This is a genomic window from Lacticaseibacillus salsurivasis (genome assembly GCF_036246225.1).
GTDB classification, from domain to species: Bacteria; Bacillota; Bacilli; order Lactobacillales; family Lactobacillaceae; genus Lacticaseibacillus; species Lacticaseibacillus salsurivasis.
Genome location: NZ_BTTP01000005.1, coordinates 106,120 through 130,923, shown reverse-complemented (window position 1 = coordinate 130,923; position 24,804 = coordinate 106,120). Strand labels below are relative to the sequence as shown.

Genomic DNA, 24,804 nt, shown 5'->3' with positions numbered 1-24,804 from the left:
GGCGTCTGAGTAGCACGTGTCAGCGGCGCAGGTCTGTGGTATTATGGACGAATGAGAAAGTTTTAATGTTCAAATTGGGGAGCTTGGAGGAAACATCATGGTCATCAAATCACTCATCCAGAAAAAGGACGCGTTGACGACGGTTAAGGAAACCGTCACGCTTGAAGAAGCGCTCAAGACGCTCGAGGATTCTGGATTCCGCTGCGTACCGATTGTCGACGAAAGCGGGCAGATTTTCCGCGGCAACATTTATAAAATGCACATCTATCGCCACAAGTCACAAGGCGGCGATATGACGTTGCCAGTGACTTACCTGCTGAAAAACGCCACCAAAACGATTCCCATTGATGCCCCGTTCTTCAAGGTCTTCTTCAACATCAAGGATTTGCCTTACATCGCGGTGCTGGACGAAAATGCCAATTTCTATGGCATCCTGACCCACGCTCGGCTTTTGGCCATGCTGTCCGAATCATGGAACATCGATGTCGGCTCTTACGTCTTAACCGTGATGTCGACTGGGGCCCGCGGCGACTTGGCGGCAATGAGCAAGATTTTGGCTAAATACGTGTCCATTTCCGGCTGTTTAACGCTCGATGCCAAGCAAGACGAAATCGTCCGCCGCACCTTATTCACGCTGCCAGCCGGCATTGATGAAAATACGCTTAACGAATGCGTCGCCCGCCTTGAACGCAAAGGCTTCCGAGTAGCAGAGATCGATGATTTGCAAAGCGGGCAGCCGCTGCGCATTGACGAAGAAATCTAGTGAATCAAACAGGGGGTGTGACAATTGTCACACCCCCTGTTTGATTCACCTCGAATGTTCTAGCAGAGTTACGTGCCAAAAGGCCGGAGCCGAGCAGCTTGATCAGCCTGTAGTGCAAAGCACGTACAGGCTGACATGCGGCAGCAGCTACGCCCGCCACCGAGTCCAAAGTTCGGACTTGGTGGATGGCTTGATCAGCCCGTAGCGCAGAGCGCTTACAGGCTGACATGCGTTAGAAAGGCTACCTGTCGGCTCCAAAACCGCCTTTCGTCACAGCCCTTTGGTTTTAATTCACGTACCGGGCAAAATGCACGGTTTTATCGATCACATACATGACTGGCGCCGAAATGGCCATGATTACGAGTTCTGACAGCATCAAGCTACCATAGGTGACCCAAAATGGCAGGTGCGCGGTCCACACAAGCTCGATGGCAATCAGAAACATGGTGACGGTCATCATCACAATGGCCAAGGCCTGACGCTGCCAGACCTTTGGCAGGTGCTGACCGGCCCAAGCCACGACGGCTAGGCCCAGCAAGCTTTGACCGCCACCGAACAAGACATCCAGCCAGCCCATCGGCGAGAACAACGCGTTGTAGACAATCACGCCGACCACAACGCCGAACAGGTATTTGCGGTCAAAGGCCACCAGATGGTTGAGGGCTTCAGACAGCCGGAATTGAATGGCACCACTGGCGAGATTGAACACGCCTGGGGCCCAGGATAAAACGACGTACAAGGCGACGATCAACGCATTGGTGACCAAAGCCTTGGTGGTATTTTTCTTCATACAATAATGCCTCCTAGTTTTTTAGCGTGGGATGGATTGCGAACCACGACGCTCCAGTTTCCCACGAAATGACGCGGCTGTCCACCGCCAGCCGTGCTTTTCAGAAAATTCTGTGTGCATCCCGCACGTGATGCCGTACAATAAAAGGGAGTGGTCAAACTTGACCACAATTTTCTCAAAGAAAGTAGGCATAAGATGACAGAAGCGACAGCTTACCGACTGAAACAGATCATGACCCAAGAACATCTCAGTCTGACTCAGGCGGCCAAGCAAATCGGCATTTCACCTTCCAGCATGCGAAAAGCGCTGAAAGAGACTACGATGAGTCGGCCGATCACCTTCAAGATCAACCGGTTCATCGAAGAACACCCGATCCAACAACAAAAGAACAGTTTCACGATTTTCGACTCGGCAGAAGCCGAATCTGCTCAGCAAGCCAAATCCCCAGCCAAGCGCCAACCCGCGAAGCCCAAAGCGCAAGCCAAGTCTGAGCAGACGGAAAAGCCTGCCCCAAAGCAGGCGCGCCAACCACGAGCGACGAAGACAACCGCGAAGCCAGCCAAGCAGGGCCAGCAACAGCAAAATGCGGCTTCCGCTGACCAAGGCAAGCAGTCAGAAGCCGTAACAGCCAAGCAGACCAACAAGCAACCTCGGCGCCAGCCGCGCAGCCAAGCGCAAGCAAAACCAGCGGCTAACCGGCCAGCACATCGCCAAGCGCAAAGCCAGGCGGCAACCGCGGCTGCCAGCAGCAAACCCGCACGTCCGGCAGCGGAAACCCAGGACAAGCAACAGTCCAACCGGCGCCGGCAACGCAATACCCAGCAAGCAGCCAAGCAAACGGCGCCAGTCCAGGCTCAAGCTAACCCGACTGCTGAACAGCCTGCAACCAAGCCCGCGGTAGCGGAAAAAGCCGAAGCTAAAACGCCACGCGAAGGCAACGAGCAGCATCATGAGCGGCAGCGCCGCGGCCGCCGTCCTGCCAAGCTTGCCCGCAACACCACCGAACCAGCAGCGTCTCAGTCCGCAACCACGACCCAGACACCGACGTCAACCAGTCAAACCGCCGTTCAAACGATTGATCACACTGATATTCACCCTGTCCGCCAGGAAACGACCATTATGATTTACATGGACGAATCATTCGGCGGCGGGTCTGACTACCAGCGGAACATGTCGATCGGCGCAACTGTGGTTGATCCCGATGACACCCAGGCCTTGGTACCATTCATGCAGACGCTGTACCCGTTCGGCTGGCAGCCAGGTGATGAAGTCAAGGCCCGCGGCAAAGCGCGCGACCAGCTGGAAGCCATGCTGCGCCACGCCAAAAATACCGGCGCGCAAACCTATGCGGTGTACTCCCCGCTTTCAGATACGGGTAACTTCAGCCTGAGCTTTGGTATTTTGTACCCGTATGTCGCTGCTTTACTCCGGATTTTGGACGCCTTGCCAAGCAAGCCGACCAAAGTGCGGGTGGTCATGGACCAGCGCAGTGAAATCACCGACGAACAGCTGGCGATGGCGGCGCGGATGCTGCATGCTTACGTCAAAGCCCAGACCGGCCGCGAAGTGATATTCATGTTCCGGACCACGGATTCCAAAACCACGATTGGCGTTCAATACAGCGACTTTGTCAGTCACGCCGCCATGATTTTTGGCCCAGACCAAGTCGCTTCCACTGGTATTCACAAGCTGCCGAACATCGGCGGTCAACTCGGTGATCAGCTGCAACTCTTTGCCATGGTGGGCTTGCAGAAATATCTCTTGGACGATCGCCCCAGTCAAAACACGCAAAGCGAACCGTTCAATAACCCCGTCCTCAATGCCGCCGACCGCATGGCGCATCTGGCCGCTAAGGCAGCGGACATGGCCGAAGTACCTGATGAAACCTTCGCGCAAACGAAGCTGGTCATCAACCAACTGCTCCAAATTGCGCCAGCCTCTGTGTCTGGTGCCATCAACAAGATGCCATTCCAGAATTGGTATGACATGATTGCGCGCACCACCGCCATCCTGCATTACACGGATGAGACCCTGCCGCCATTCAAGATTGACCCCGATGCCATGCAAATCGCGACCGATGCTTTGAACAACATCGCCACGTTGCTTGCCGGCGTTCGCTAGACCGATGCCGTCTATCGCACTTCATTGTGCGGTAGGCGGTTTTTGATTCTTTCCAAATAAAAAAATCTCGCCGCAGCGAGATGGGATGTTCTATGTTTAGACGACCTTTAGTCCTACGGAAATGGCGAGGGCGGTATCGACCGCTTTCATTTTAGCCGGCGTCAAGGCCGTGACCTTGTCTTGGAGGCGCTGCTTGTCGATGGTGCGAATTTGCTCGAGTAAAATCACCGAGTCGCGCTCGATCCCATCTTCCTCCGCTAACAGCCCGACATGCGTGGGCATCTTGGGCTTGGCAATGCGGGAGGTAATCGCCGCCACAATCACAGTAGGACTGTAGCGATTACCCACATCGTTTTGAATAATCAAAACCGGGCGCATCCCGCCTTGCTCCGAGCCAATGACTGGCGATAGGTCGGCGAAGAAGACATCTCCGCGTTTAACAACGACCATAGCCCCCTCCTTTACCAACTTTCGGTCAACGCTTCACTTTCGCAAACCGTGAACTCGTTGGCGATTTGCGCATTCAACGCTCCCATTTTAACATAGCCAGCGATTAAAGCGGCTAATGCAGGATCGTCATCGGTCAAAAAACGGCGCAGCGCTAGTGCCACGACGGTTTGTTCGTCGACGCCATTGCCCCGACAGTACGCGTCAAGTAACTCGGCTAATGGCTGATCCAACTTGATTAAATCCCCTGCGTCCATTTCAAGACCCCCCTGTTCTCCAATTTATTTCATCGTATCACAGGGATAAGAAAAAACAACCGCCCATTTAAGGCGGTTGCTCGGAGATTACGCGTTGAATGGGGCGACTGACACCCGCGGCAGGCGTTCACTTAACCCACAGGCGATTTCATAGTGAATCGTGTGGGCATAATCTGCCACATCCTGCAGCGAAATGCTGGCGGCGCCGCTTTGGCCAATCAGCACCACCGGCGTGTCAGCCGGCACCTCATGCGGGAGTCTAATCATAAATTGATCCATGCAGACACGGCCAACGATTTCACAAGCCTGCCCGTCAACTAAGACGTGAAAACCTTGAAGGCGCCGCTGCCAGCCATCCGCATAACCCAGTGGCACGGTGCCAATCCATTCTGCCTTAGCCGCATGATAGGTGGCACCGTATGAGACGGCCTCGCCGGCTTCGATCTGTTTCACAAAACTCAACGAAGACTTCAACGTCAGCGCTGGTTCCAGTGGATAAGGAGTGGCTTCAATCGCCCGCCCTGAAGGATTCAGTCCATACATGGCCACGCCAAAGCGCACCAGGTTGCAGTCACACGCGGCATGCCACAGGCTCGTGGCGGAATTGGCCACATGCACGTACTTGGGCCGCTCAGGCAAAGCAGCGAGGAAAGTTTTGAAGCGCTCAACCTGCATTTTGAAGTAAGTCGGATCCGGCTCATCGGCGGTCGCAAAATGCGTAAACAACCCCTCAATATGAAAGGCCGGCTGCCCGGCAATCACACTCAGGGCTTCCTGCAGCACCGGCAGCGTGCGGAAACCAATCCGGCCCATCCCGGTGTCCAGGGCCAAATGGATCGCCAAAGGTGGCAAGCTCTCCTCGGTCAGGCCTTTTTCGGCGCGCCGCAACCAGTCGGCATCCCCCACCGGCACAGCGATATGATTGGCCGCCGCAATCGGTGCATACTCAGGCTCAATAATGCCGAGCACCAGAATCGGTAGTGTAAAGCCGGCGCGGCGCAGCGCCAGCGCCTCATCCAGGACGGCCACGCAAAAGCCGCTAGCACCAGCCGCCTGCGCAATCCGCGCCACCCGCAACAAACCATGACCATAAGCATCGGCCTTGATCACCGCGAACAGCGCGGTTTGATCAGGGAGTCCGGCAATGGCGTGCTGAACGTTGTGGGCAATCGCCGTTTCATTGATTTCCACGCGACTTGGGCGCAGGGTTGCTGTTACCATACTCATGCTTGAGCCTCCAAAATTACTTCTGTCATCACTAACGTGGCCGTGTGCGAAATCGACACCAGAGCCTGGCCTGGATACGGATGCCTGGTGATGACGGGTTTGCCTTTGTCATCATCGAGCGTTTCCACATCCTGCAGCTGCACCTGCCCTAAACCCGTACCATACGCCTTGGCGTAGGATTCTTTTACCGAAAAACGCCCCGCCAAATACTCTACCGCCCGCGCGCCGTTATACTTAGCAAATTGGGCGTACTCGTTGGGCGTCAGCACCTTTTTCGCAAAGCCAGTATTCTTATTCTGCGCGGCTTCAATCCGCGCCAGTTCGGTTAGGTCGATGCCTAAACCAGCAATCATCGCGCCCACCCTTTCTCATGTGTTGTTTTCATTATAAGCCTGAAGGGTCTTCATGTCTGGCGCATCGGGTTGAAAATTGTTCATCGTGGCATGAATCCTACAGGTAGCGGAGGGGGGCCGCACTTAGCCGGATGGGTAGCCTAGGCCAAGGCATTGCCGTCGTACTTGGACGGCGAGGCCTTGGTCGTAGCTATCCACTCCGGCATTGGCCAACCGCAGTGCAACTACAGGCTGCGGAGCGGGGCGCTTTTAGTCCGACAGATAGCCTAGGCTGCTCGGACGTTGCCCAGCTGAGCGCAACTACAGGTAGCGAAGGCCAACCGCACTTCCGAATAAAAAAACTCGCCTCCGCAGAGACGAGCTTTCGGTTACTTCTTAAAACTACGCTTGGCGCCTTGACGTTCCGACCGCTTTTCAGAAAAACGCCGGCTCTTGTCAAAATCGCGTTTGCCGCGACCACTGTTGTGACCATTGCGATTGTTACCGCGATAGCCGCCGTGGCTGTTGTTGCCACGATAGTTGCCACGACCATGACCGTGATGAGGCAACGGCCGTTCTGGGGTGATTTTGACTGGCACCGCAGAGGCATCTTCAGGCGAAACGGCCTTCAGGTATGCCGAGACCAAATCCAAGGCACTGTATTGTTCCAGCAACCCTTCGGCCATTGGCTGATACTTTTCCAAGTCGTCAGCATCGGTCATCTGACCCTTGATGGTTTCAAGCCCGGTTGAAACTTGGCCGATGAAGGCTTCTTTTTCTGTCGGTGGCTTCAGTGGTAGCATCCGCTTCTTGGTCAAATCCTCAATGGAGTGCAGGTATTCAACTTCGTTCGGGGTGACGAGCGTAACGGAAACGCCCTTCTTCCCGGCCCGGCCCGTCCGGCCGATGCGGTGAACATAGCTGTCAGGATCCTGGGGAATATCGTAGTTATAAACGTGCGTTACGCCGCTGATATCCAAACCACGGGCCGCCACATCGGTAGCCACAAGAAAATCCAGTTCGCCGGCCTTGAACTGACGCAGCACGCTCATCCGCTTTTGCTGGGTCAAATCGCCGTGAATGCCTTCAGCACGGTAGCCGCGCGCCTTCAAACCGCGGGTTAATTCATCCACCCGCCGTTTGGTACGGCCAAAAATCAGGGTCAATTCTGGGGACTGAACGTCGAACAAGCGGGTCATGATATCAAACTTTTCATAATCCTTCGCGCGCACGTAGTATTGTTCCACAGTGTCGGCGGTTAATTCCTTGGACTTAATTTTAACGGTGACCGGTTCGTGCATGAACTTGTTAGCCAACTTCATGATCTGTTGCGGCATTGTCGCTGAGAACAGCAAGGTCTGACGGCCTTCTGGTGCCTGTTCCACGATTTTTTCAATGTCTTCAATGAAGCCCATGTCGAGCATTTCATCCGCTTCATCCAGCACCAACGTCTTCAAGTTGGCCAGCTTCAGGGTGTGGCGGTTGATGTGATCAAGTAGCCGCCCTGGGGTCCCCACAACGATTTGCGGATGATCCGCCAAACCGCGAATTTGGCGGCGGATATCGGCCCCACCATAAACGGCTTGGACTTTGATGTGCTTGTCGCTGCCGAGGCGGTACAGTTCTTCTTGCGTCTGGACTGCGAGTTCACGGGTCGGGGAAATGACCAGTGCTTGGACAAACCGATCGCTTAAGTCCATGGCTTGCAAGATTGGCAAACCGAAGGCAGCAGTTTTCCCTGTCCCGGTTTGCGCTTGGCCAATCACATCTTTGCCTTGCAGCACCAGCGGAATGGTTTGTTCCTGAATCGGTGTTGCTTCTTCAAACCCAGACCGTGAGATGGCTTTCAGCAAATCGTGATCGAGACCTAATTCTTTAAATTTCAAGCAAGTTCCTCCTTGTGTGTTCACCACACGCTCTTTTACAAACCAGAGCGTAGTGTAAGGGGCCCTGACTTTGTAAATATTCTAGTTTCTGACATGCCTTTTTCTGAAAAGCATCTCAAATAGCTTACCACGAATAAGCAGTGAACACAAACCAAGGCCGCATGCAGGCTGCGGAGGTCGGCCGTACTTAGCCGGTCAGGTAGCCTTTCTACCGCATGTCAGTCTGTACGTGCTTCACACTACAGACTGATCAAGCCTAGAGCATTATTGCCGGACTTTGGCAGTGAGGCTCTAGGCGTAGCTAGCTGCTCGGGCGTTGGCCTCACGCAGCGCGACTAAGGCTGCGGAGTCCAGCCACACCCCACCCGCCAGTCCAGGTTTGGCGGCATCAAAAAAGACCAGTGCAGCAAACATCCGCCGCACTGGCCTTGGTTAAACTATCTAGTTCATCAGCCCCAGCAACCCCGCATCCGACAGAAACGGCATAAATGCGCGCGCCGCTTGACTGTCGCCGTTTTGCAGCAAGGCTTTGACATGTGCGGCGACCGCGGTTTCGGAAACAAACGGCGCCATCGCGGTGAGCCCTTTGTCCAGTGAGTCGGCCTGGGCCGCTTGCGTGAACAAGTCATCCAAAGTTGGCTTGCTTAAGAATGGGAACAACTTCTTCACCGCTTTCAGACTGTGCGTTTGCGCCAAGATGGCCTTAGCAGTTTCGTCATTAGCATCATAAGTGCGAAATGGCGCTAGTTTGAATAACAGCGCCTGATCGGCCTCCTTGGTGACATCCAAATCCGCCACCAGTGGTTCGATGTTCGCCTGGCCAATGAAGGGCGCCAGTTCGACCAAGGCTTCGTTAAAACCGGGCTCGTGCTTTTGCGCTTCCAGATGTTCAACCAGGGTGGCTTCACTCAAAAATGGCGCCACCATTTTTAGCTTATCCATGGGCAAGTCAACTTTGGCCGCTTTGGCGTCAACGGCTTGGGGCTTCATCACCGGCGCGGCAGCAGTTAAAGTGGTGCTATCAACTGCGGCGTCATCGTCGTTGATGACCACTACGGTATGGGCGCCTTCCTGAGAGCCAATTAACGTGGCCAAATCCAGGTCTAGAGCTTCAGCCAGCTGGGCATATTTATCGATATCAGGCAGGCTCTGGCTCCGTTCCCAGTTGGAAACCGCTTGATAGGAAACACCGAGCTGATCGGCGAGAGCACTTTGCGTCATGTTTTTGGCTTTGCGGGCCGTTGCGATTTGTTGACCAATATGTTGCGCATCGAAAATTTGCATGTGAAATTCCTCCTTGTTTCCGGTCGGGACTGCCGACCAGTGCCTCTTGTTTTGAGGTTGCTTTCAGTCTAGCTGGCGCGCACGATTTTGCCTATCAACCAACGCTTGAGTACAAGAAAAGCGGCACGCTGGCCGCTTTTTTGCTTATTCGCTCGTGCCGTCGACTAAAGCCTGCAGCACATTTTCCAGGTGCAACCCATGGCTGGCCTTAAGCATCACCAAGTCGTCATGCATCACAGTATCTTGCAACGCCACAATCAGACGGCGCTGTTCAGCCTTCGGAAAATAATGCACATGCTCCGGGGCATATTTGGCACTCAAGGCCTGCTTGAGGCTGACGATTTCATCCCCATAGAGGTAAACTTCCTGAATCTGATTAGGATCCAAGGCTTCCGCGACGCTGGCATGCAAGGCCGCTGAAGCTTCACCTAGTTCAAGCATATCCCCCAGCACGGCAATGCGGCGGCCTTGGCATGGGAACTTCGCGAAGTCGCCCAGCACTGCCTTCATCGCCGTGGGATTGGCGTTGTAGACATCGCTTAGAATCGACTCGCCGGCATCCCCCATCACCCATTGCGTGCGGTTTTTGGTGACTGGAAAATCACGCAAAGCGCTTTGAATCGCTTCCGGCTTGACATGGAAGCGCCGGCCCACCAAAATCGCGGCTAAGGCGTTGGCCACATTCCATTCACCCATCATCGGAATCGAGAACCGCAAATCTGGCCAGCGGGACAAGGAGAATTCAGTGTGTGTTTCCCCGGCTTCAATGTCGCGAGCGTAAAGCATGTTTTCTGGCTCGAGGCCAAAGGTTTTTTGCTCTTGGGACACGTGCTCTGCCCGCTCGCGTAGCAGCGGCTCATCGCCGTTATAAATGAACAACCCATCTTCTTTGAGGCCATCAGTGATTTCCATTTTGGCGTCGGCAATTTTATCTCGCGTTTTGAAGAACTCGATGTGCGCTTCGCCAATCATCGTGATCACTGCCACATCAGGCGCCACGAGGTTGCTCAGTTCATGCAGTTGGCCTGGGCGATCCATGCCCATTTCCACAACCAGCACTTCGGTATTGGTGTCCATGGCCAAAATCGTCATCGGCACCCCGATTTCATTGTTGTAATTATCTTGCGTCTTGATGACGTGATACTGTGTGGCCAAAATCGCTGCCGTCATATCCTTGGTCGTGGTTTTCCCGTTACTGCCGGTAATGGCCACCACTTTGGGATTAACCTTCATCAGCAGGTAATACCGCGCCAGCGTATTCAACGCGGCCAAGGGATCTTCAACCACCAGCTGCGGCAAGCGGGTGGCAAAAGGCGCATGGTCGGCGGCCACAAAAGTCGCACAGGCGCCTTTTGCTTCCGCATTTGAAATGAACGTGTGCCCATCACGCTCACCTTGCAGCGGGATGAATAAATCGCCGGGTTGGAGCTTACGCGTATCAAACGCGACGCCCGTAACCGTCGGCGCCAATGAATCCGGCACCGAATACTCGGCCCCCACAACCCGAGCGATTTCGCTTAACTTCATTTTCATGACTTACTCTCCTAGCGTTGATCCTTAAAATTCACAGCGTTCATATTGTAGCGCAATGCTTAGCGCTCTGCTACTTTTTCCCGCAGGCGCAACTGCCACTGGTTAGTTTCGCGAATCAAACTCAACTCCCCGACGCGTTTGAGGCCATCTTGATCAAGTGGCTGTTCCGGAACAAAACGATTTTGCACCTGGTAAAGCGGAATTTTAACTTGATCACGGCTAAATAGGCCGCGGCTGAAGTCGAGCAGCACCCCTTCTTCAAACAGCGGGAACAAATCGGCCAGCACCGTTGTCGACACTGCCGGGAAATGCTGGGCGCGCAGGCGGAGCCAAAACGGCTGATCATTGGCCGCCAGCCGCAAATGCCGCACAATCGCCGTGGCCAGGGTCTGACTGAAACGCTTGGTGGTGCGGAAATACATGGTCACCATGTCATTGGGCATCGGCAAGAACACCAGCTGATTTTGCAATTTATAGTAATAAGGTGGGGTGATATGGGTCTTGGTGAACCCAAGGTAAAGTAACTCCGCAATTTCAGTCGGCAGCAGCTCCCGCAGGTAATTGGCATGGCGGTAATCCAGCCAGCTGCGCGTGCGGGCGGCTTTACTGCGCATGAACGTCTTGACCGCTTCCTCACCACTCACCTCATTGAAACCGGTGTGCGGATCGATGAATTCATCCTCATCAACCGGCGGCAGCAGCAGTAAATGGCGAAACGGCGTCGGCGCTGAATTCAACACATCGCTTGCCGAGATGCCGGCGGTTAAGAACATATTCGCCAGTGGTTCATAATGGACATAGACCAAAGTATTCCGCATCGTCATGACTCCTTCTCCTTACCCTCCGATTATACTTCAAAACCACCCTGCGCGCCTTCCACCTTTGGTAAGATAGACATTGAAATGAGGCGATGATCATGCTCAAATGGCCTAACTTAGTGACGCCGCCAACTGCCTTGCCCACCATCCCGCAACTGGCTGCAATTCCTGCTGACTATTATGCCCTGGTCGCTACCGGCCAGTGGCCACGGCGGTACTTTTTCCCCACGCCAGAACCCACCAGCGATGCCATCGACGGGGCGGTGATTCACGCCTTCGCCACCATTGGGCCGCGACTTGAGGCGCCGCTGCCGGCGAACTTGGTGCCCTTTGCCCAAATCGAGGCGCGGTATTTTTGCTTTGATCTTGCGCAAAATCCGCCTAGCATTCGCTACATCGATACCGAAGTGGACCAATGGCTAACGTTGTCCCCAGATTGGGCCAGCTTTTGGCGGCAACTGACTTGGCGCTCGCCCGAATTGGACGATGCCCCATCACCGCAAGCATTTGGCCATGCCGCCTTAGTAGCCGATGAAGCAGCCCTGCCTGGCGTGCTGACCTACGCCCGGCTAAATCTGCCTGCCAATGATTATGGCGCCTGGCTCGTTTACTTCAGTCGCCAAGCTGAATTGGCGGCCACGGCGGCCTTCAAAGAAGAATTACAGTTTGCTCGTGATTACCGGTGGCGTCAATTTGACGCCCAAATCCGCACCGTTTTGTCTAGCTGAATAGGCAAAAATCGACCCGGCCCGGGTCGATTTTTTTAGCTGCGGTCAGGTTGGTCGCGCCACTTCGCTTGGTCGCAATTCAAAGCGCCGGTATGCCCAAAGCATCAGCCCCACCAGCACGAGACAAAGCAAGGCTAGCAGCAGGAGACTCATCCAAGGCTGGCCACTAGGGGTCGCTGGTCGGTATAAGAATTTGGCCAAGATTCCCGTAGCCGGCTTGGCGCTGGGAAAAGTCTCGGCACTGATCATCCCGCCAAGCAGCGCTAAAGGGACGACCAGCTTCAGGCTGTTGTGATAGGCCCGCAGCAGGGCACCGGCGAGCGTCATCGCCAGCGTGCCAAGCAACAGGTATGCGCCGCGCAGGTCGTAGGCCCCATAACGGTCGATGTAAAACATCACCGTGTGCGGCGCCGTCAAACTAGCGGTCAACCAAAGTACCGCAGTAAACCATAAGGCACTGCCAAGGGCGACGCTTAGTTCACCGCTGACCATATGCCGCCGATTCAATCCATATTGAACCCCAAGCCGCGCCGTATGTAACGGCGTCAAAATCGCGCTGAGCAAAATCAATAACCAAGGAAAGGTATAAAACACTTGGGCCGTCTGACTGTTCGCATACGCAAAACCGGCAACCCCAAGGCCCATCACTAGATAACGCGCTGCGCCATGTTTAAGTTGTATCAGTAACACCGACCGTAGTTTCATGCTACTTTCCTCCTAGCGAGCCACCACTTCACTGGTTCGCAAGCTACGCCACAAGCCCCAGATACCAATAACCGTCACCAGCCCCAGTAGCCGAGCCAGATGCCATGGGCCGCCCCACAAGAATTGGCCCACTTGGTGCAACACCTCGGCCACTTGCTTTGACAACATCACCGCCGCAATCAGCGCTACAATCACAATCACCACCACGGCCAGGCCACTCATCACGACTTTGAAGCGACGCGCAGGCCGCAGTCTGAGGGTGACTAAAAACAGCCACCCCTCTAGGCTACACACCGCCAACACCAGTAGCCACAGCAAGCCCAACTGAAGTGGCCCAGGATTCAGACCTGGTAGCAGCGTCCATGCAAAGCCGACCACTGGCTGGCTGAGGGCTTCTGCCACTGACACCAGCGCTAGCGCCAAACCGCCCACCAAGGCAAAGGTAGCCAGCGTACTTTTCAGCAAAGTCTGGCGGGCCGCCCCATATTGAAAGGCAAAGCTTAGGCCATCGTTGATGGTGATCAAGGAAGCTCCCAGCATGCCAAAAACCACGGCATACCCCATGAGCATGCTGAACATCACCTGCCCGAACGCTGGATCATCAGGATGCAGCAGAAGCACAATCACCGTTGCCCCGATGGTGACAAAGCCAAAAATAGAGCCAAACATCAGCAAAGCCAGGGGTGCTTGCAGTTTCAACAAAACTTTGAATTTCATTGGCCCACCTCCGGCAACAGCGGTGCTTCCAAGCCCCGGTATATCAGCCGGGTCGCCAGTGCCCCAGCCGCACTCACCACCAGTAAACCTAACGCCAGTGGCCACTGCTCGCTCCAAGTCCACCACAGCGCATACAGCACCGGGGCCGTTGGTGCCTGATTGACGATTTGAGGCAACGCGCCGCAAATGGACAGCAGCAAAAACGCTGGTCCCAAAAGCGCCCAGCCAAAGCGGCGGTTTAAATTCCAGGCCCCAATCGCCAGCCCGCCCAATTGGCACACCACGAGCTGCAACCACATCACGCTCAACGTTAACCAATCCCCAGCTGCGACTGGCTGCCCAGCCAAGTGAAGCAGCGTCAGCACCAGCCAGCTACCGCAGCTGCCAATCGTGGCTAAGATCAGCATCACGACCATAGCAACCTGCCACATGGTGCGGCGACTGATGCCATTTTGAAAGGCAAAACCGGCTGTCCAGTCGATGGCAAACAAGCCGCCAAACAATGCCACAAACCATAATAAGTACCGCCCAGGCACCACCTCGCTACCCATGCCCAGTCCCAGCACCAGCGCCCCAATCCCGGCAAAGAGCATGCCGCCACCTAGAATTTTGCCGAGCTGAGTTAAGCTCAGCCCCAGCAACTGTTTAAACCGCATCGCTCTCATCCTCTCGCGTTAAGGCAATGAACAATTGCTGCAAATTAAGGGCCGTCACCTGCACCGCCGCCGGGGCCGGTGTGGCAGGCACATTCATCGTGTAAGCGGTGGTCAGCTGGCCCATCGTTGTTTGCGACAGAATCGGGGTCGCGGCTAAGTAAGTCGCCACAGCCTGGTGGGGGCCGCTGACGGCGCGACCGCGCGCTTGCAGCGTTTCCGCCGCCTCGTCGATGGTGACGACCCCATGGGCAAGCACGAAGACATGATCCACCAAGGTCGCAATTTCCTCAATCAGATGCGTGGCAATGACGAAAGTCCGCGGCCGTTGGGCGTAGGTCGCGAGCAGTTCCTGATAGAACTGTTCCCGATTCGGCGCATCCAGCCCTAACACCGGTTCGTCTAACAAAATAAAATCACAAGGCACACACAACGCAATGATCAACTTCACAATGGTTTTAAAGCCAGTGGACAGCTGGCGCAACTGCCGGGTCTGGTCCACGTGAAAAGTCTTCACCAGATGGGCGGCGAAAGCTTCATCAAAGCCGCCAAACAACAGCTTGGCAGTATGAAAGTGCCAACTGACAGTTTTGTCAATCGGATACAGCGGCGAATCATTCATCAGATAAACCCGGTTCTGAATGGTTTCGTTGTCCACCACGGACTGGCCATCCATCGTGATGCTGCCGCTGGAGGCTAGGGTGCGATTGTTGATCATGCGCAGCAGCGTACTTTTACCCACGCCATTGCGCCCCAGCAATGCATAGATGTGCCCAGCGGCCAGGTTCAGGTCAACGCCTTTGAGCACCTGCTTGGCACCGTAGCGCTTAGTCACCTGTTTAACCGTAATTTCACTCATGCCCATACCCTCTTTCAATGGCGGCGAGCAGATCCGCCTTGCTGATTCCAAGTTGCCTTGCGGTTTTTAGCAGGGTGGCGACCTCTTGTGAATAAAACGCGCTTTGGCGTTGCGCTCTCAGCCTAGCCTGAGCGCCAGTCGTCACAAACATCCCCAGCCCGCGCCGCTTCTCAATTAAGCCGGCCGCGACCAGTTGGTTCATCCCCTTCAACACCGTGGCTGGGTTTAACTGATATTGCCGTGAAACTTCGGTCGTGGAGGGGATTTGGTCACCTTCTGAAAACGCCCCGCTGAGAATGCCAGCCGTGAACGCATCGGCGACTTGTTGGTACAGTGGTATCACACTATTCGCATCAAAATGCATCGACGGCCTTCCTTTCTCGTGGTTAATTGGTTAGTTATATGAGCAACTAACCTACGGCATAAAAATACACCGCTATGAATGCGGTGTCAATCCTTATTTCGTCGTTAATTTAGTAAAGGTAAACGGCTGCAGCCATTTGTGGTCGCGTTTAAGCATGACATACGCCCAAACGGCCAGCACCAAGGCCCCAAACACATCGGCAAACAAATCGCCCATCGTGTCCATCAGCGCCGCGCGCCCGACCAGCGGCACACCGTTAGCCAAAAAGCGCTGCATGTTCATGCCCAGCAAACCATCAAAGGTGAATTCATAAAACTCCCAGAACACGCCGATGGTGGTACCAAAGCAAAACGCAAAGCCTGAGATCAGTATTGGATCAATGTCCGCCCGCTTGGCCACCGGGGTGCGTGCGCTGTACAGCGCCAAGCCTAAGCCGGCGAGCAGTGAGGCCGAGAAGAGATGTAAGAACTTATCCCAGTACGGAATATTGTAGAACTGCATCCCGGTGCCCAGCAGCACCGAACCGAGAATAAAGCATTCGTAAATGACCTTCAGCACCAGCGGAAAGCGAAATTTAAAGCCATGCTCGATGATCAGAGGCAAAAACGCCAGCAAGACGCCTGCTGCCACCTGGGCCAGCAAGCCCTTTTGGCCAGGGTAAATGGGATGCCCTGCCAGCAACGCCGGCAAACAGACGACATAGTAGCCCACCGCGCCTAGCAGATTCAGGCCATACAATCCTTTCAATAAACGCTGCATAAAAGCCCACTCCTTTTCTTCTAGTGTACAGACCCCGCCCCTGTGCTGCAAATCGCGCCGCCTCATTCGAGGGCAAAAAAAAAACCACCATCGCTGGTGGAAAAGTTTGGGGGAACTTTTTTGGGAGTGTAAGTTAGTGTGTAAGCATAAGGCTGATTTCCTGTTGCCTTACGATGATTTAATCATATAACTTATTCGCGAAATTTGAGTTCAGTTTTCGTAAAAATAATTTATTTAATGCACCAAGTCAATATCTACTGCTGGAATTGTTGGGTTATGCCACCTTAATTGCGGATTTGATGGTTAGCTCAGCCTAATATATCTTTTAAGATTTTGACAATTAGTTTGTGTACAACCAATCAAACTTCAGCCTCACCTGTTATTTTTGTCATGCCAAGCTCAATCACCCAAGCCACCAAGGTCCCCTCCGCCGCTAGCAGCCAGATCAAGCTGGCTGTTAACTGCAGTTGAAACCCCCAGGCCACCGCCGCATACACTGCGGCGTTCAGGCCCAGCATCACCAGCTGCTGCCGCCCCCAAGTGGGCTGGAGGCGCATCAAAGTCTCGCTTAACCCATCGGTGAACAAGCCGAGCGCAAAAGCGGCGACGTTTGCCACCACCATGTACCAAAAGGCCACCCGCCAAGCATAGCCCAGCCAACTTAACACGCCTAACTGCACGGCAATCATGGCACTAAGCGGCACCATGCCAATCATCAATAAGGCTAGGACGGCGCCGAGGCCCACCACCACCTGCTTCATTCTGCCTGCTCCACTTGCGGCCAACTGCGGGTCTGCTCAAACGCTGCCACCAAATCATGCGCAGTTTGAATAATCGGCTGGGGATAAGCCATGGTCGACAACAGGGCAATCGCGTTATGCGACGTCGCCGGTCCTTGATGCAACTGATAGTCGAAGGTGACACCACTGGCCGTCACCGTTTCTTGGAAATGCCAGTTAATCACTAACGCTTTCAAAATCTCGGTCAGCTCACTGTCATGCGTGGCCACCATCACCCGCGCCTTGGTGCGACTGAGCCATTGCACGACACTAGCAGAAGCAGCAATGCGTTCAATGGTGTTGGTCCCTTTGAGAATTTCATCGATAAAGCCATACACCCGCTGACCTTGGGCGGCTAGTTTCAGCACGCGCTGAATGGCTTTGATTTCGGCGATGAAGTAGCTATCGCCCGCAGTAATGTCATCTTGCACCGCCATCGCTGTCACCACATGCCCTGGGGCCAAGGCAAAACTGCTGGCGGTGGCGGTGTTGATGGTTTGCGCCAGCACACAGTTGATCGCGACACTTTTGACGTAAGTGGACTTCCCTGAGGCGTTACTGCCGGTAATCAAAGCGGTTTGGCGCCAGTTCAGATCGTTGGCCACTGGCTTTTTCAGCAAGGGATGCACCAGGCCTCGCGCTTCAACCGCATCCGCCGTAAAAGTCGGCTGGCAGGCCACCGGACTGGCTTGGCGGAAGTTGGCAATGGCAATCGCCACCTCCAACTGCCCCAACTCCTGCCACAACGTCAGCGCCGCTTGCCGCTGCGCGGTCAACGTCTGCAGCACCGAGTTATAGGCGATAAACGGCAACATGAAACAAATGCCCAGATAATCCATTACCACTTCCAATTCCGTGCCGGTGTGGGTGCGAAACACAAACGCATGCCGTGTGATTTGCTTGAGCGGGGCATAGGCCGCTTTCAAAGCCGCTTGCCGCGGGGTGTTAATGCCACTGAGCTGGTGGGCCGCAGCGATGGTTTGCACAAGATAGCGCATGGCATTGAGTTCAAGCTCCAGCGCGTTGCGGCGCAACTGATAGTACACCAAGTTAAACAGCAAACTGGCGATCATCAGCAGCACACCGGCCAGCGGTAGCACAAAAATCAGGGCGACGCCAACCAGCGGCAATAAACCCAGCATCCGAAACTGCCAGCTGCCCGGTAGCACATGGTGATCGGCATTCAACAGGTACTGCTGCGACTGGTTGTGATCGACCTTGCCAAGATGCGCAAAAGCGGTGCGCACCGCCATGCGCGCCGGTTGATTCTGGGCAAAAAAGGCAATCAACTGTTCATCGGTTGCTGGCTGGCCAAAATCAAACCCTCGCATCTGTGCGTACAGGGCCTCTGCCCCAACACTTGATTCGGTCAGATTCACGCGCTGAAATACCTGCATCAAATTAAGATCATGCCAAGTCAAATCATCAATCGTGCTGCCTTGGGGATGCAACTGCCGCTGCGCCGCATAGGCCTCTTGCAAACTCGCCTCACTGTCCTGCCGCGTGCGGCCTGGCAGCTGGCCCCACGACATCAACAGCCGCGTTTGCAACTGCTGGCGCGCTCGCCAGGCACTAAACAGCATGCCGCCAAATAAAAGGGCCACTAATCCCAATAGCCACCACCAAGTATTGTCCATTCGCCCAGCCTCACTTTTCATTATTGCACTCAGAATAGCACTGCCACTAGTGCTGTCAATTGTGATGATTCTCATCGGAAACGTCGTCGCGGCCTGTAATCCCCAGCATGTCATACGGCGAGAAATACAAAGCGCGCATGATGACTTGCGCCAATTCAGCCGGTGGCAGGCTATCTTCACCCGCCAGCCAGGTGCGCACCACCGCCATGATGGCATTGGTCACCAAGCTTAAGGCATAAGGCTGCGGCAGATCGCGGCGAAACGTCGGAGTTCCTTTTACCCGGTACAACTCGCCGAGAATGGCCGTTTGCAACTTATCCGTCAGTAAAGCCACGAATCCAGGATCACCATTCGGGCCAAATAGAAACGCCAGTAAAGCGCGATTGGCTGCGACCAAGGCCACAATCTGGTCAATCACCGGATAAGGGCGCCCAGCAGTAAAGTCTTGCGGATTCATGGTGCCTTCGATGCCCCCGTCTAACAGGCGCTGAAATTCAGTGGTGAGTGCCGCTTCCATTTTGGTCACCAAATCATCTTTATCTAGATAGTGCAAATAAAACGTGCCGCGACTAATCCCGCTGTGACGGGTGAGATCGCTGATGGTAATTTTATTCAAGGATTTGGTTTTACCAACGGCGACCAGCGCCGACATAATCGCCTTTTCCGTTTGGACGACCCGTTCTTGATGCGTAGGCATGTTATTTTTTCTCCTTTTACTGAACAGTTTTTTAAAATTTGTGCATAGAACTGGCCACGAGCCGTTGTTTAATATGAGAGTAATTTGATTAACACGTTGTTCATTATTAACGGCTTGGAGGAAAAATGCAATGACGAATTTCATCACCGTGAAAAACGAAACCAAAACCTATGGCAGTGGCGACCACGCCGTCACCGCCAATCAAAACATCAGCTTCGACATCGCGCCGGGCGAGCTCACCATCATCTTAGGCGCTTCCGGCGCCGGCAAGTCCACGCTTTTGAACGTGCTTGGGGGGATGGATCACCTCACCAGCGGGTCAGTCAACGTGAACGGCATCGAACTGGGCGACCTCGATTCACGCGGTCTCACCACTTATCGCCGCAAACAAATCGGCTTTGTCTTTCAGTTTTACAACCTCGTGCAAAACCTCACCACCCGGGAAAATGTCGAACTGGCCGCTGAAATTGCCGATCAGGCAATGCCAGCTGACGAGGCGCTCAAGGCCGTGGGGCTGGCAAAGCGCACGGAAAATTTCCCGGCCCAGCTCTCTGGTGGTGAACAGCAACGCGTCGCCATCGCTCGGGCCATGGCCAAAAATCCTGCCCTGCTCTTAGCTGACGAACCCACCGGCGCCTTGGACTACAAAACCGGTAAAAAGATTTTACAACTGTTCCAAGACTTCGCCCGGCAATCCGGCAAAAACGTCATCATCGTGACCCACAACTCCATGATCCGGCCGATGGCAGACCATGTGATTGAAATTGCCGACGGTCAGGTCAAGGCCGATACCCGCAATGCCCAGCCGACCCCGGTGGCTGAGTTGGAATGGTAGGAGGCCGCCTCATGACAATGTTAAATAAGAATATTGGGCGCGAGTTCAAAATGTCTCGCGCGCGTTATTTCTCGGTGTCAGCGCTCCTGATGCTTGGGGTCTTCGTTTTGATTGGCCTCAATGTCACCGGCCCCAACATGCGCCAAACCGCGCAAACGGCCTACCAAGCAGAACACTTGGCTGACGCTAAAGTCACCTCAACGGTCAGCCTTGACGCCAAAGACCAAACCACTATTCGCCAACTCAGCGGCATTAAAAAAGCCGAGTTTGGCTATACCACCGACGTTTTGATCAAAAACACAACGCAGGCGCTGCGCATTCAAAGCAACCCCCAGACCTTGTCGCAGTTAACCCTCACTAAAGGTCATCAAGCCAACACTGCCAAGCAAATCGTCCTCAGTGACAGCTTGCGCGGCCGCTATCAACTAGGCGATACCATCACCCTAGCGGCAGGCAAAACCGGCGCCACGACTGGTCTCAAGCACCGCAACTTCACTGTGGTGGGCTTTGCCACCTCAACTGAATACTTGAAGAAAGACAAAATCGGTTCAACGAGTTTGGGTAATGGGACCTTAACCGGCTTTGCTTACACCACGAAAGCCGCGTTTACAGCCAACCAGCCCAATGTCGCGCGGCTAGCTTTCAGCACCACCAAAGGCGTCGCCTACTCAACGGCTTATGAGCATCATGCCACCACATTGGTCAACAAACTGCAAAAAACGCTGAACCGTCGCAATAAGGCCCGGGTCACCAGCCTGCGCAGTGACTTAATCGACCAGATCACCACCGCTGAACAAGCCATTAAGACCAACACGGCTGCCTTGCAAAGCGCATCGGCCACCTTGACCGCGGCCCAAACCCAGCTGACGAGCCAAATGACCCAGGCCGAGGCCACGCAAAATACCACCGCCATTGCGCAACTCACCGCCAAGCAGGCCGCGCTCACCCAGCAGCAAGCCGCCTTAACCACGAAGCAAAAACAGCTGACTCAAGCCAAGGCTAAAGTTGCCACCGCCAAAAACACCAAGCGGCAACTCAGCCAGGTCACCTTGACTGTGGCGACCCGCAATGACTACAACGATGGCTACAACAACTATGGCGAAGACGCCGCCCGCATCGACGCCCTGGGCAAATCCTTCCCCGCGTTCTTCTTCTTGATCGCCATTTTGGTCAGCTTCACCACCATGCGGCGGATGGTGGAAGAAAAACGCATCGAAATGGGCACGCTGCGCGCTTTGGGGTACACCAAAGGCGAAGTTATGCGCGAATTTCTCGTTTACAGTGTCACCACCGCCATCACTGGTACGGTGTTAGGCAGTATCCTAGGGCTGCTGGTGCTGCCACGAATCATTTTCCGTGCCTACACCGCCAACTTCAACTTTGCTAGCTTGCAACTGGCCTTGCATCCCGGCTATATTGCCTTAGGCTTTGCCCTGGCGTTATTCTCGACCGTCCTCGCGTCTTGGCTCGCGGCCCATGCTTCACTCAAAACGATTACGGCGGACTTGATGCTCCCAAAGCCGCCGGCCAGCGGCTCGCGCATTTTGCTTGAACGCATCACCCCGCTGTGGCAGCGCATGAGTTTCTCGCACAAAGTCACCGCGCGCAATCTCTTCCGCTACAAAGGGCGCATGCTCATGACCATTATCGGGGTGGCTGGCGCGACCGCCTTAATGATTACCGGCTTTGGGATTCGTGATTCCCTCAACACCATCATCGACCGGCAATTTGGCCAAATCAGCCAATATGATCTGGTGGCGGTTTACAACCCTGATGCCCAAGCCGCCAAGGTCAGCGCGGCGAAAAAAGCCGTGACCGCTTCCAATCAAGTCAAGCGCGAAGCCGCCGCCTACTTTGAGAATGTTTACGCCACCACCAGCAGCTCTGATTCCCGCGAAAACATCTCTCTGATGGTCCCCCAAACGACCAGTGCCCTAGATCAGTACATCAAGCTCCGGGATGCGCAAACCGGCAAAAAACTCACCCTCACCAACCAAGGGGCCATCATCTCGCAGAAACTCGCCAAACTGCAAGGCGTCAAAGCCGGTGATTCCTTCACCATTAAAGCTAGCGACGGTACCGCGCACAAGATTAAAGTCGCCGCCATCACCACGATGTATGCCGGCCACTATGTCTACATGAACCAACACTACTACCAGCAGGTCTACCACACGAAGGCCAGCCCAAATGCCTACCTGGTGACGCTGAAACACAGCACCAGTAAAGCGGTGACCCACTTTGCCGCCCGCTTCAACCACAAGGCCGCCGCTGTGCAAACGGTGCAATCGCAAGAAACCAAACGCACCATCACCAACATTTTGAGTAATTTGAATAACTTAATTCTCGTGTTGGTACTCAGTGCCTCACTGCTGTCGTTGGTCGTGCTATACACCCTAACCAACATCAACGTCTCCGAGCGCGTCCGCGAACTGTCCACCCTGAAAGTGCTTGGGTTCTACCCACGAGAAGTGCTCATGTACATTTACCGGGAAACCAACATCTTAACTGGGGTCGGGATTGTCGCCGGCATCGGCGTTGGCTACGCGTTCCATGCTTACATCATGGCGCTATTGCCGCCGGCTACCGCGATGGTTGCACCGGGGTTAACCTGGCTTAACATCGGGATTTCCGTTGGCCTGACGATTGTCTTCTCACTGCTCGTGATGCTCATGATGAATCATAAAATTCAAAGCGTTGACATGCTTGAAGCCTTGAAGTCGGTGGATTAATCGCCTTATCCCTGGCGCTGAAAGCAAAAAATCCACCATCACTGCTCGATGAATGAATAACATTCATTGACTGGTGATGGTGGATTTTTTTGAATCAAAAACCGGCACGTCGCAGACAAACCGCAACATGCCGGGAAATGTTTTACTTGTTGGTGAAACCGTACTTCTTGTTGAAACGATCAACACGGCCGTCAGCCTTGCTGAACTTCTGCTTGCCCGTGTAGAACGGGTGGGAGTCAGAAGAAATTTCAACGCGGACGAGTGGGTAGGTGTTACCGTCTTCCCATTCGATGGTTTCGCTTGAGTTCTTGGTCGAACCGGAAATAAACTTATAGCCGGTTGAGGAATCCATGAACACTACCTGGTGATATTCTGGGTGGATGCCTTGCTTCATGATATCTTCTCCTTTGCCCTAAGTCATTGCCTGACCTAGAGATAATTCAGTACACAACTCTAGCATTTTATCATGCCAAAGCCAAACTTGCAATCAGTTTTCGGCTTGGACTGGGGCTGGCGTTTCACTATCAACGAGCTCCACATCGGCGCCTAACCCGCGCAGTTTTTGAATCACACGGTCGTAGCCGCGTAGGATATTCTCCGCTTTGGTGATGGTCGTGTCGCCTTCCGCCATCAGCCCTGCAGTCATCAGACAAGCCCCGGCGCGAATTTCTTCGGCGGTGACTTCGCAGCCTTCCAGATGATCCGCATGGTGGAGCATAATGACATCATTTTCCACGGTGATGTTGGCGCCCATCCGCTCTAATTCTGGAATGTGGCGTACCCGCTTGGGATACAAGGTGTCGACAATAATGCCTTCCCCTTGCGCCTTCAGCATCAGCGGTGTGATCGGCTGCTGCAAGTCCGTGGCAAAGCCCGGATAAGGCAAGGTCTTGATCTGCACCATCCGCAAATCACCGGAAGGATAGACGAAAATATTATCTTCGCCGACATCCATCACGACCCCCATTTCTTCCAGCTTGGCCAAAAACGCGTCCAAGTGTTCAGAAATGATGTTTTTGACATTGATGCCATCACCCACGGCAGCGGCCATCGCTAAGTAGGTACCCGCTTCAATCCGATCGGGAATGATGGTATGGGCGTTGTGGGCCGCCAATTCTGCGACCCCTTCGATCCGGATGGTATCCGTCCCGGCGCCGCGCACGGTGGCGCCCATGTTATTCAAATAAGTGGCCAGGTCGATAATTTCAGGTTCCTTAGCCGCATTTTCAATCACAGTATGGCCTTTGGCGGTGACCGCCGCCAAAATCACGTTGATGGTGGCCCCCACTGACGCCATATCGAGGAAAATCCGGGCGCCATGCAGGCCTTCCTTGGGCGCTTGGATGGCGATGGCACCATGTTCATTGGTCACGGTGGCGCCTAGCGCCTCAAACCCTTTAATATGTTGATCAATGGGGCGCGGGCCGATATCATCCCCGCCAGGCAGGCCGACCACCGCGCGACCGAAGCGCCCTAATAAGGCCCCCATGAAGTAGTACGAAGCGCGCAAACTTTTGATTTTACCATTGGGCAGCGGCACATCTTGAATCTGGGTGGGATCGATATGCAGGACGCAATCAGAAAACTGCGATTTGACGTTCATCTCTTCCAAAATGGCCATCAGGTTGTAGACATCTTGAATCTCAGGAACAGATTCGAGCGTGACAGGCGTGCGAGACAAAATCGCGGCTGGGATCAGCGCCACGGTACTATTCTTCGCCCCGCCAATCACGACGGTGCCGGAGAGCTTTTTGCCTCCGTGAATCAGCATGTTTTTCATGAATTTTTTCCTCACTAAAAGACGTTCACTAGAAGCAACCACCGCAAAAATTGGCGCTTTGCGTTGGGCCACTGAAAGCGGCACACGAAATTCGGCGCAGGCGT

25 protein-coding genes and 1 riboswitch are annotated in these 24,804 nt (G+C 54.3%); of the genes, 5 read left to right on the top strand and 20 right to left on the bottom strand.

The features are described 5' to 3' along the window. The first annotated feature begins 97 nt into the window (after positions 1-97). Complete coding sequence (gene cbpA, locus AAA927_RS06015; protein WP_125579501.1) at positions 98-763, top strand: cyclic di-AMP binding protein CbpA; 666 nt, start codon at positions 98-100, stop codon at positions 761-763. Positions 764-1,049: 286 nt separating this feature from the next. On the opposite strand, the gene AAA927_RS06010 is transcribed toward cbpA, so the two are convergent. Then, positions 1,050-1,553, bottom strand: a complete 504-nt coding sequence (locus AAA927_RS06010) for a QueT transporter family protein (protein ID WP_338216621.1) — start codon at positions 1,551-1,553, stop codon at positions 1,050-1,052. Between the two features lie 7 nt (positions 1,554-1,560). Beyond that, positions 1,561-1,606: riboswitch (PreQ1 riboswitch) on the bottom strand. Positions 1,607-1,748: 142 nt separating this feature from the next. Here AAA927_RS06010 and AAA927_RS06005 point away from each other — a divergent pair. Then, entirely contained in the window at positions 1,749-3,674 is a 1,926-nt protein-coding gene (locus tag AAA927_RS06005; protein ID WP_338216619.1) for a DUF3800 domain-containing protein, read from the top strand. Between the two features lie 96 nt (positions 3,675-3,770). Here the strand turns inward: AAA927_RS06005 and AAA927_RS06000 are convergent, their stop codons facing one another. From AAA927_RS06000 to AAA927_RS05965, 8 genes are all read right to left on the bottom strand, one after another. Beyond that, positions 3,771-4,124 carry a type II toxin-antitoxin system PemK/MazF family toxin gene (locus tag AAA927_RS06000; protein ID WP_125579498.1) on the bottom strand — a complete coding sequence of 118 codons (354 nt, stop codon included), beginning with the start codon at positions 4,122-4,124 and terminating at the stop codon, positions 3,771-3,773. An 11-nt stretch (positions 4,125-4,135) separates the two neighbouring features. Then, a complete protein-coding gene (locus AAA927_RS05995) occupies positions 4,136-4,378 on the bottom strand; it encodes an antitoxin (protein WP_125579497.1) in 243 nt (80 codons plus the stop codon). Between the two features lie 87 nt (positions 4,379-4,465). Continuing rightward, positions 4,466-5,599, bottom strand: a complete 1,134-nt coding sequence (alr, locus tag AAA927_RS05990; RefSeq protein WP_338216651.1) for an alanine racemase — start codon at positions 5,597-5,599, stop codon at positions 4,466-4,468. Between the two features lie 2 nt (positions 5,600-5,601). Beyond that, on the bottom strand, positions 5,602-5,958 hold the full coding sequence (gene acpS / locus AAA927_RS05985) for a holo-ACP synthase (RefSeq protein ID WP_338216617.1): 357 nt from the start codon (positions 5,956-5,958) through the stop codon (positions 5,602-5,604). Positions 5,959-6,326: 368 nt separating this feature from the next. Beyond that, positions 6,327-7,823, bottom strand: coding sequence for a degradosome RNA helicase CshA (gene cshA, locus AAA927_RS05980; RefSeq protein WP_338216615.1), 1,497 nt, complete (start codon positions 7,821-7,823; stop codon positions 6,327-6,329). 441 nt (positions 7,824-8,264) lie between these two features. After that, positions 8,265-9,107, bottom strand: a complete 843-nt coding sequence (locus AAA927_RS05975; RefSeq protein ID WP_338216613.1) for a helix-turn-helix domain-containing protein — start codon at positions 9,105-9,107, stop codon at positions 8,265-8,267. A 144-nt stretch (positions 9,108-9,251) separates the two neighbouring features. Further along, positions 9,252-10,640, bottom strand: a complete 1,389-nt coding sequence (locus tag AAA927_RS05970; RefSeq protein WP_338216611.1) for a UDP-N-acetylmuramoyl-tripeptide--D-alanyl-D-alanine ligase — start codon at positions 10,638-10,640, stop codon at positions 9,252-9,254. 59 nt (positions 10,641-10,699) lie between these two features. Continuing rightward, a complete protein-coding gene (locus AAA927_RS05965) occupies positions 10,700-11,458 on the bottom strand; it encodes a hypothetical protein (protein ID WP_125579522.1) in 759 nt (252 codons plus the stop codon). 98 nt (positions 11,459-11,556) lie between these two features. Between AAA927_RS05965 and AAA927_RS05960 the strand changes: the two genes are divergently transcribed. Continuing rightward, on the top strand, positions 11,557-12,186 hold the full coding sequence (locus tag AAA927_RS05960) for an SMI1/KNR4 family protein (protein ID WP_338216609.1): 630 nt from the start codon (positions 11,557-11,559) through the stop codon (positions 12,184-12,186). Positions 12,187-12,231: 45 nt separating this feature from the next. Here the strand turns inward: AAA927_RS05960 and AAA927_RS05955 are convergent, their stop codons facing one another. The 9 genes from AAA927_RS05955 to AAA927_RS05915 all read right to left on the bottom strand — a co-directional run bounded on the left by AAA927_RS05955 (position 12,232) and on the right by AAA927_RS05915 (position 19,356). Beyond that, complete coding sequence (locus AAA927_RS05955) at positions 12,232-12,891, bottom strand: hypothetical protein (protein WP_338216607.1); 660 nt, start codon at positions 12,889-12,891, stop codon at positions 12,232-12,234. A gap of 12 nt (positions 12,892-12,903) precedes the next feature. After that, positions 12,904-13,608, bottom strand: a complete 705-nt coding sequence (locus AAA927_RS05950) for a hypothetical protein (RefSeq protein ID WP_338216605.1) — start codon at positions 13,606-13,608, stop codon at positions 12,904-12,906. Next, a complete protein-coding gene (locus AAA927_RS05945; protein WP_338216603.1) occupies positions 13,605-14,264 on the bottom strand; it encodes a hypothetical protein in 660 nt (219 codons plus the stop codon). The genes AAA927_RS05950 and AAA927_RS05945 overlap by 4 nt, the downstream gene beginning before the upstream one ends. After that, positions 14,254-15,120 carry an ATP-binding cassette domain-containing protein gene (locus AAA927_RS05940; RefSeq protein ID WP_338216601.1) on the bottom strand — a complete coding sequence of 289 codons (867 nt, stop codon included), beginning with the start codon at positions 15,118-15,120 and terminating at the stop codon, positions 14,254-14,256. Before AAA927_RS05940 ends, AAA927_RS05945 begins: the two co-directional genes overlap by 11 nt. Next, complete coding sequence (locus AAA927_RS05935) at positions 15,113-15,484, bottom strand: GntR family transcriptional regulator (RefSeq protein ID WP_338216599.1); 372 nt, start codon at positions 15,482-15,484, stop codon at positions 15,113-15,115. The genes AAA927_RS05940 and AAA927_RS05935 overlap by 8 nt, the downstream gene beginning before the upstream one ends. Before the next feature lie 93 nt (positions 15,485-15,577). Then, complete coding sequence (locus AAA927_RS05930) at positions 15,578-16,243, bottom strand: DUF2238 domain-containing protein (protein WP_338216597.1); 666 nt, start codon at positions 16,241-16,243, stop codon at positions 15,578-15,580. A 359-nt stretch (positions 16,244-16,602) separates the two neighbouring features. After that, positions 16,603-17,004, bottom strand: a complete 402-nt coding sequence (locus AAA927_RS05925) for a hypothetical protein (protein WP_338216594.1) — start codon at positions 17,002-17,004, stop codon at positions 16,603-16,605. Continuing rightward, positions 17,001-18,659: a MutS-related protein gene (locus AAA927_RS05920; protein WP_338216592.1), complete on the bottom strand. Its 1,659-nt coding sequence runs from the start codon at positions 18,657-18,659 to the stop codon at positions 17,001-17,003. The genes AAA927_RS05925 and AAA927_RS05920 overlap by 4 nt, the downstream gene beginning before the upstream one ends. Before the next feature lie 55 nt (positions 18,660-18,714). Next, on the bottom strand, positions 18,715-19,356 hold the full coding sequence (locus tag AAA927_RS05915) for a TetR/AcrR family transcriptional regulator (protein WP_338216590.1): 642 nt from the start codon (positions 19,354-19,356) through the stop codon (positions 18,715-18,717). Between the two features lie 130 nt (positions 19,357-19,486). On the opposite strand from AAA927_RS05915, the gene AAA927_RS05910 reads away from it, so the two are divergent. Both AAA927_RS05910 and AAA927_RS05905 read left to right on the top strand, forming a co-directional pair. Further along, positions 19,487-20,191, top strand: coding sequence for an ABC transporter ATP-binding protein (locus AAA927_RS05910; RefSeq protein WP_125579482.1), 705 nt, complete (start codon positions 19,487-19,489; stop codon positions 20,189-20,191). An 11-nt stretch (positions 20,192-20,202) separates the two neighbouring features. Continuing rightward, the gene (locus AAA927_RS05905; RefSeq protein WP_338216587.1) at positions 20,203-22,920 is read left to right on the top strand and encodes an FtsX-like permease family protein; all 2,718 of its coding nucleotides are present in this window, start codon (positions 20,203-20,205) and stop codon (positions 22,918-22,920) included. A gap of 142 nt (positions 22,921-23,062) precedes the next feature. Here AAA927_RS05905 and AAA927_RS05900 read toward each other — a convergent pair whose 3' ends face one another. Together AAA927_RS05900 and murA are read right to left on the bottom strand one after the other, a co-directional pair. Next, positions 23,063-23,314, bottom strand: coding sequence for a type B 50S ribosomal protein L31 (locus tag AAA927_RS05900; RefSeq protein WP_125579480.1), 252 nt, complete (start codon positions 23,312-23,314; stop codon positions 23,063-23,065). A gap of 93 nt (positions 23,315-23,407) precedes the next feature. Beyond that, positions 23,408-24,700 (bottom strand): UDP-N-acetylglucosamine 1-carboxyvinyltransferase, encoded by a 1,293-nt coding sequence (gene murA, locus AAA927_RS05895; protein ID WP_338216584.1) that lies wholly within the window; start codon positions 24,698-24,700, stop codon positions 23,408-23,410. Between the last annotated feature and the right edge of the window lie 104 nt (positions 24,701-24,804).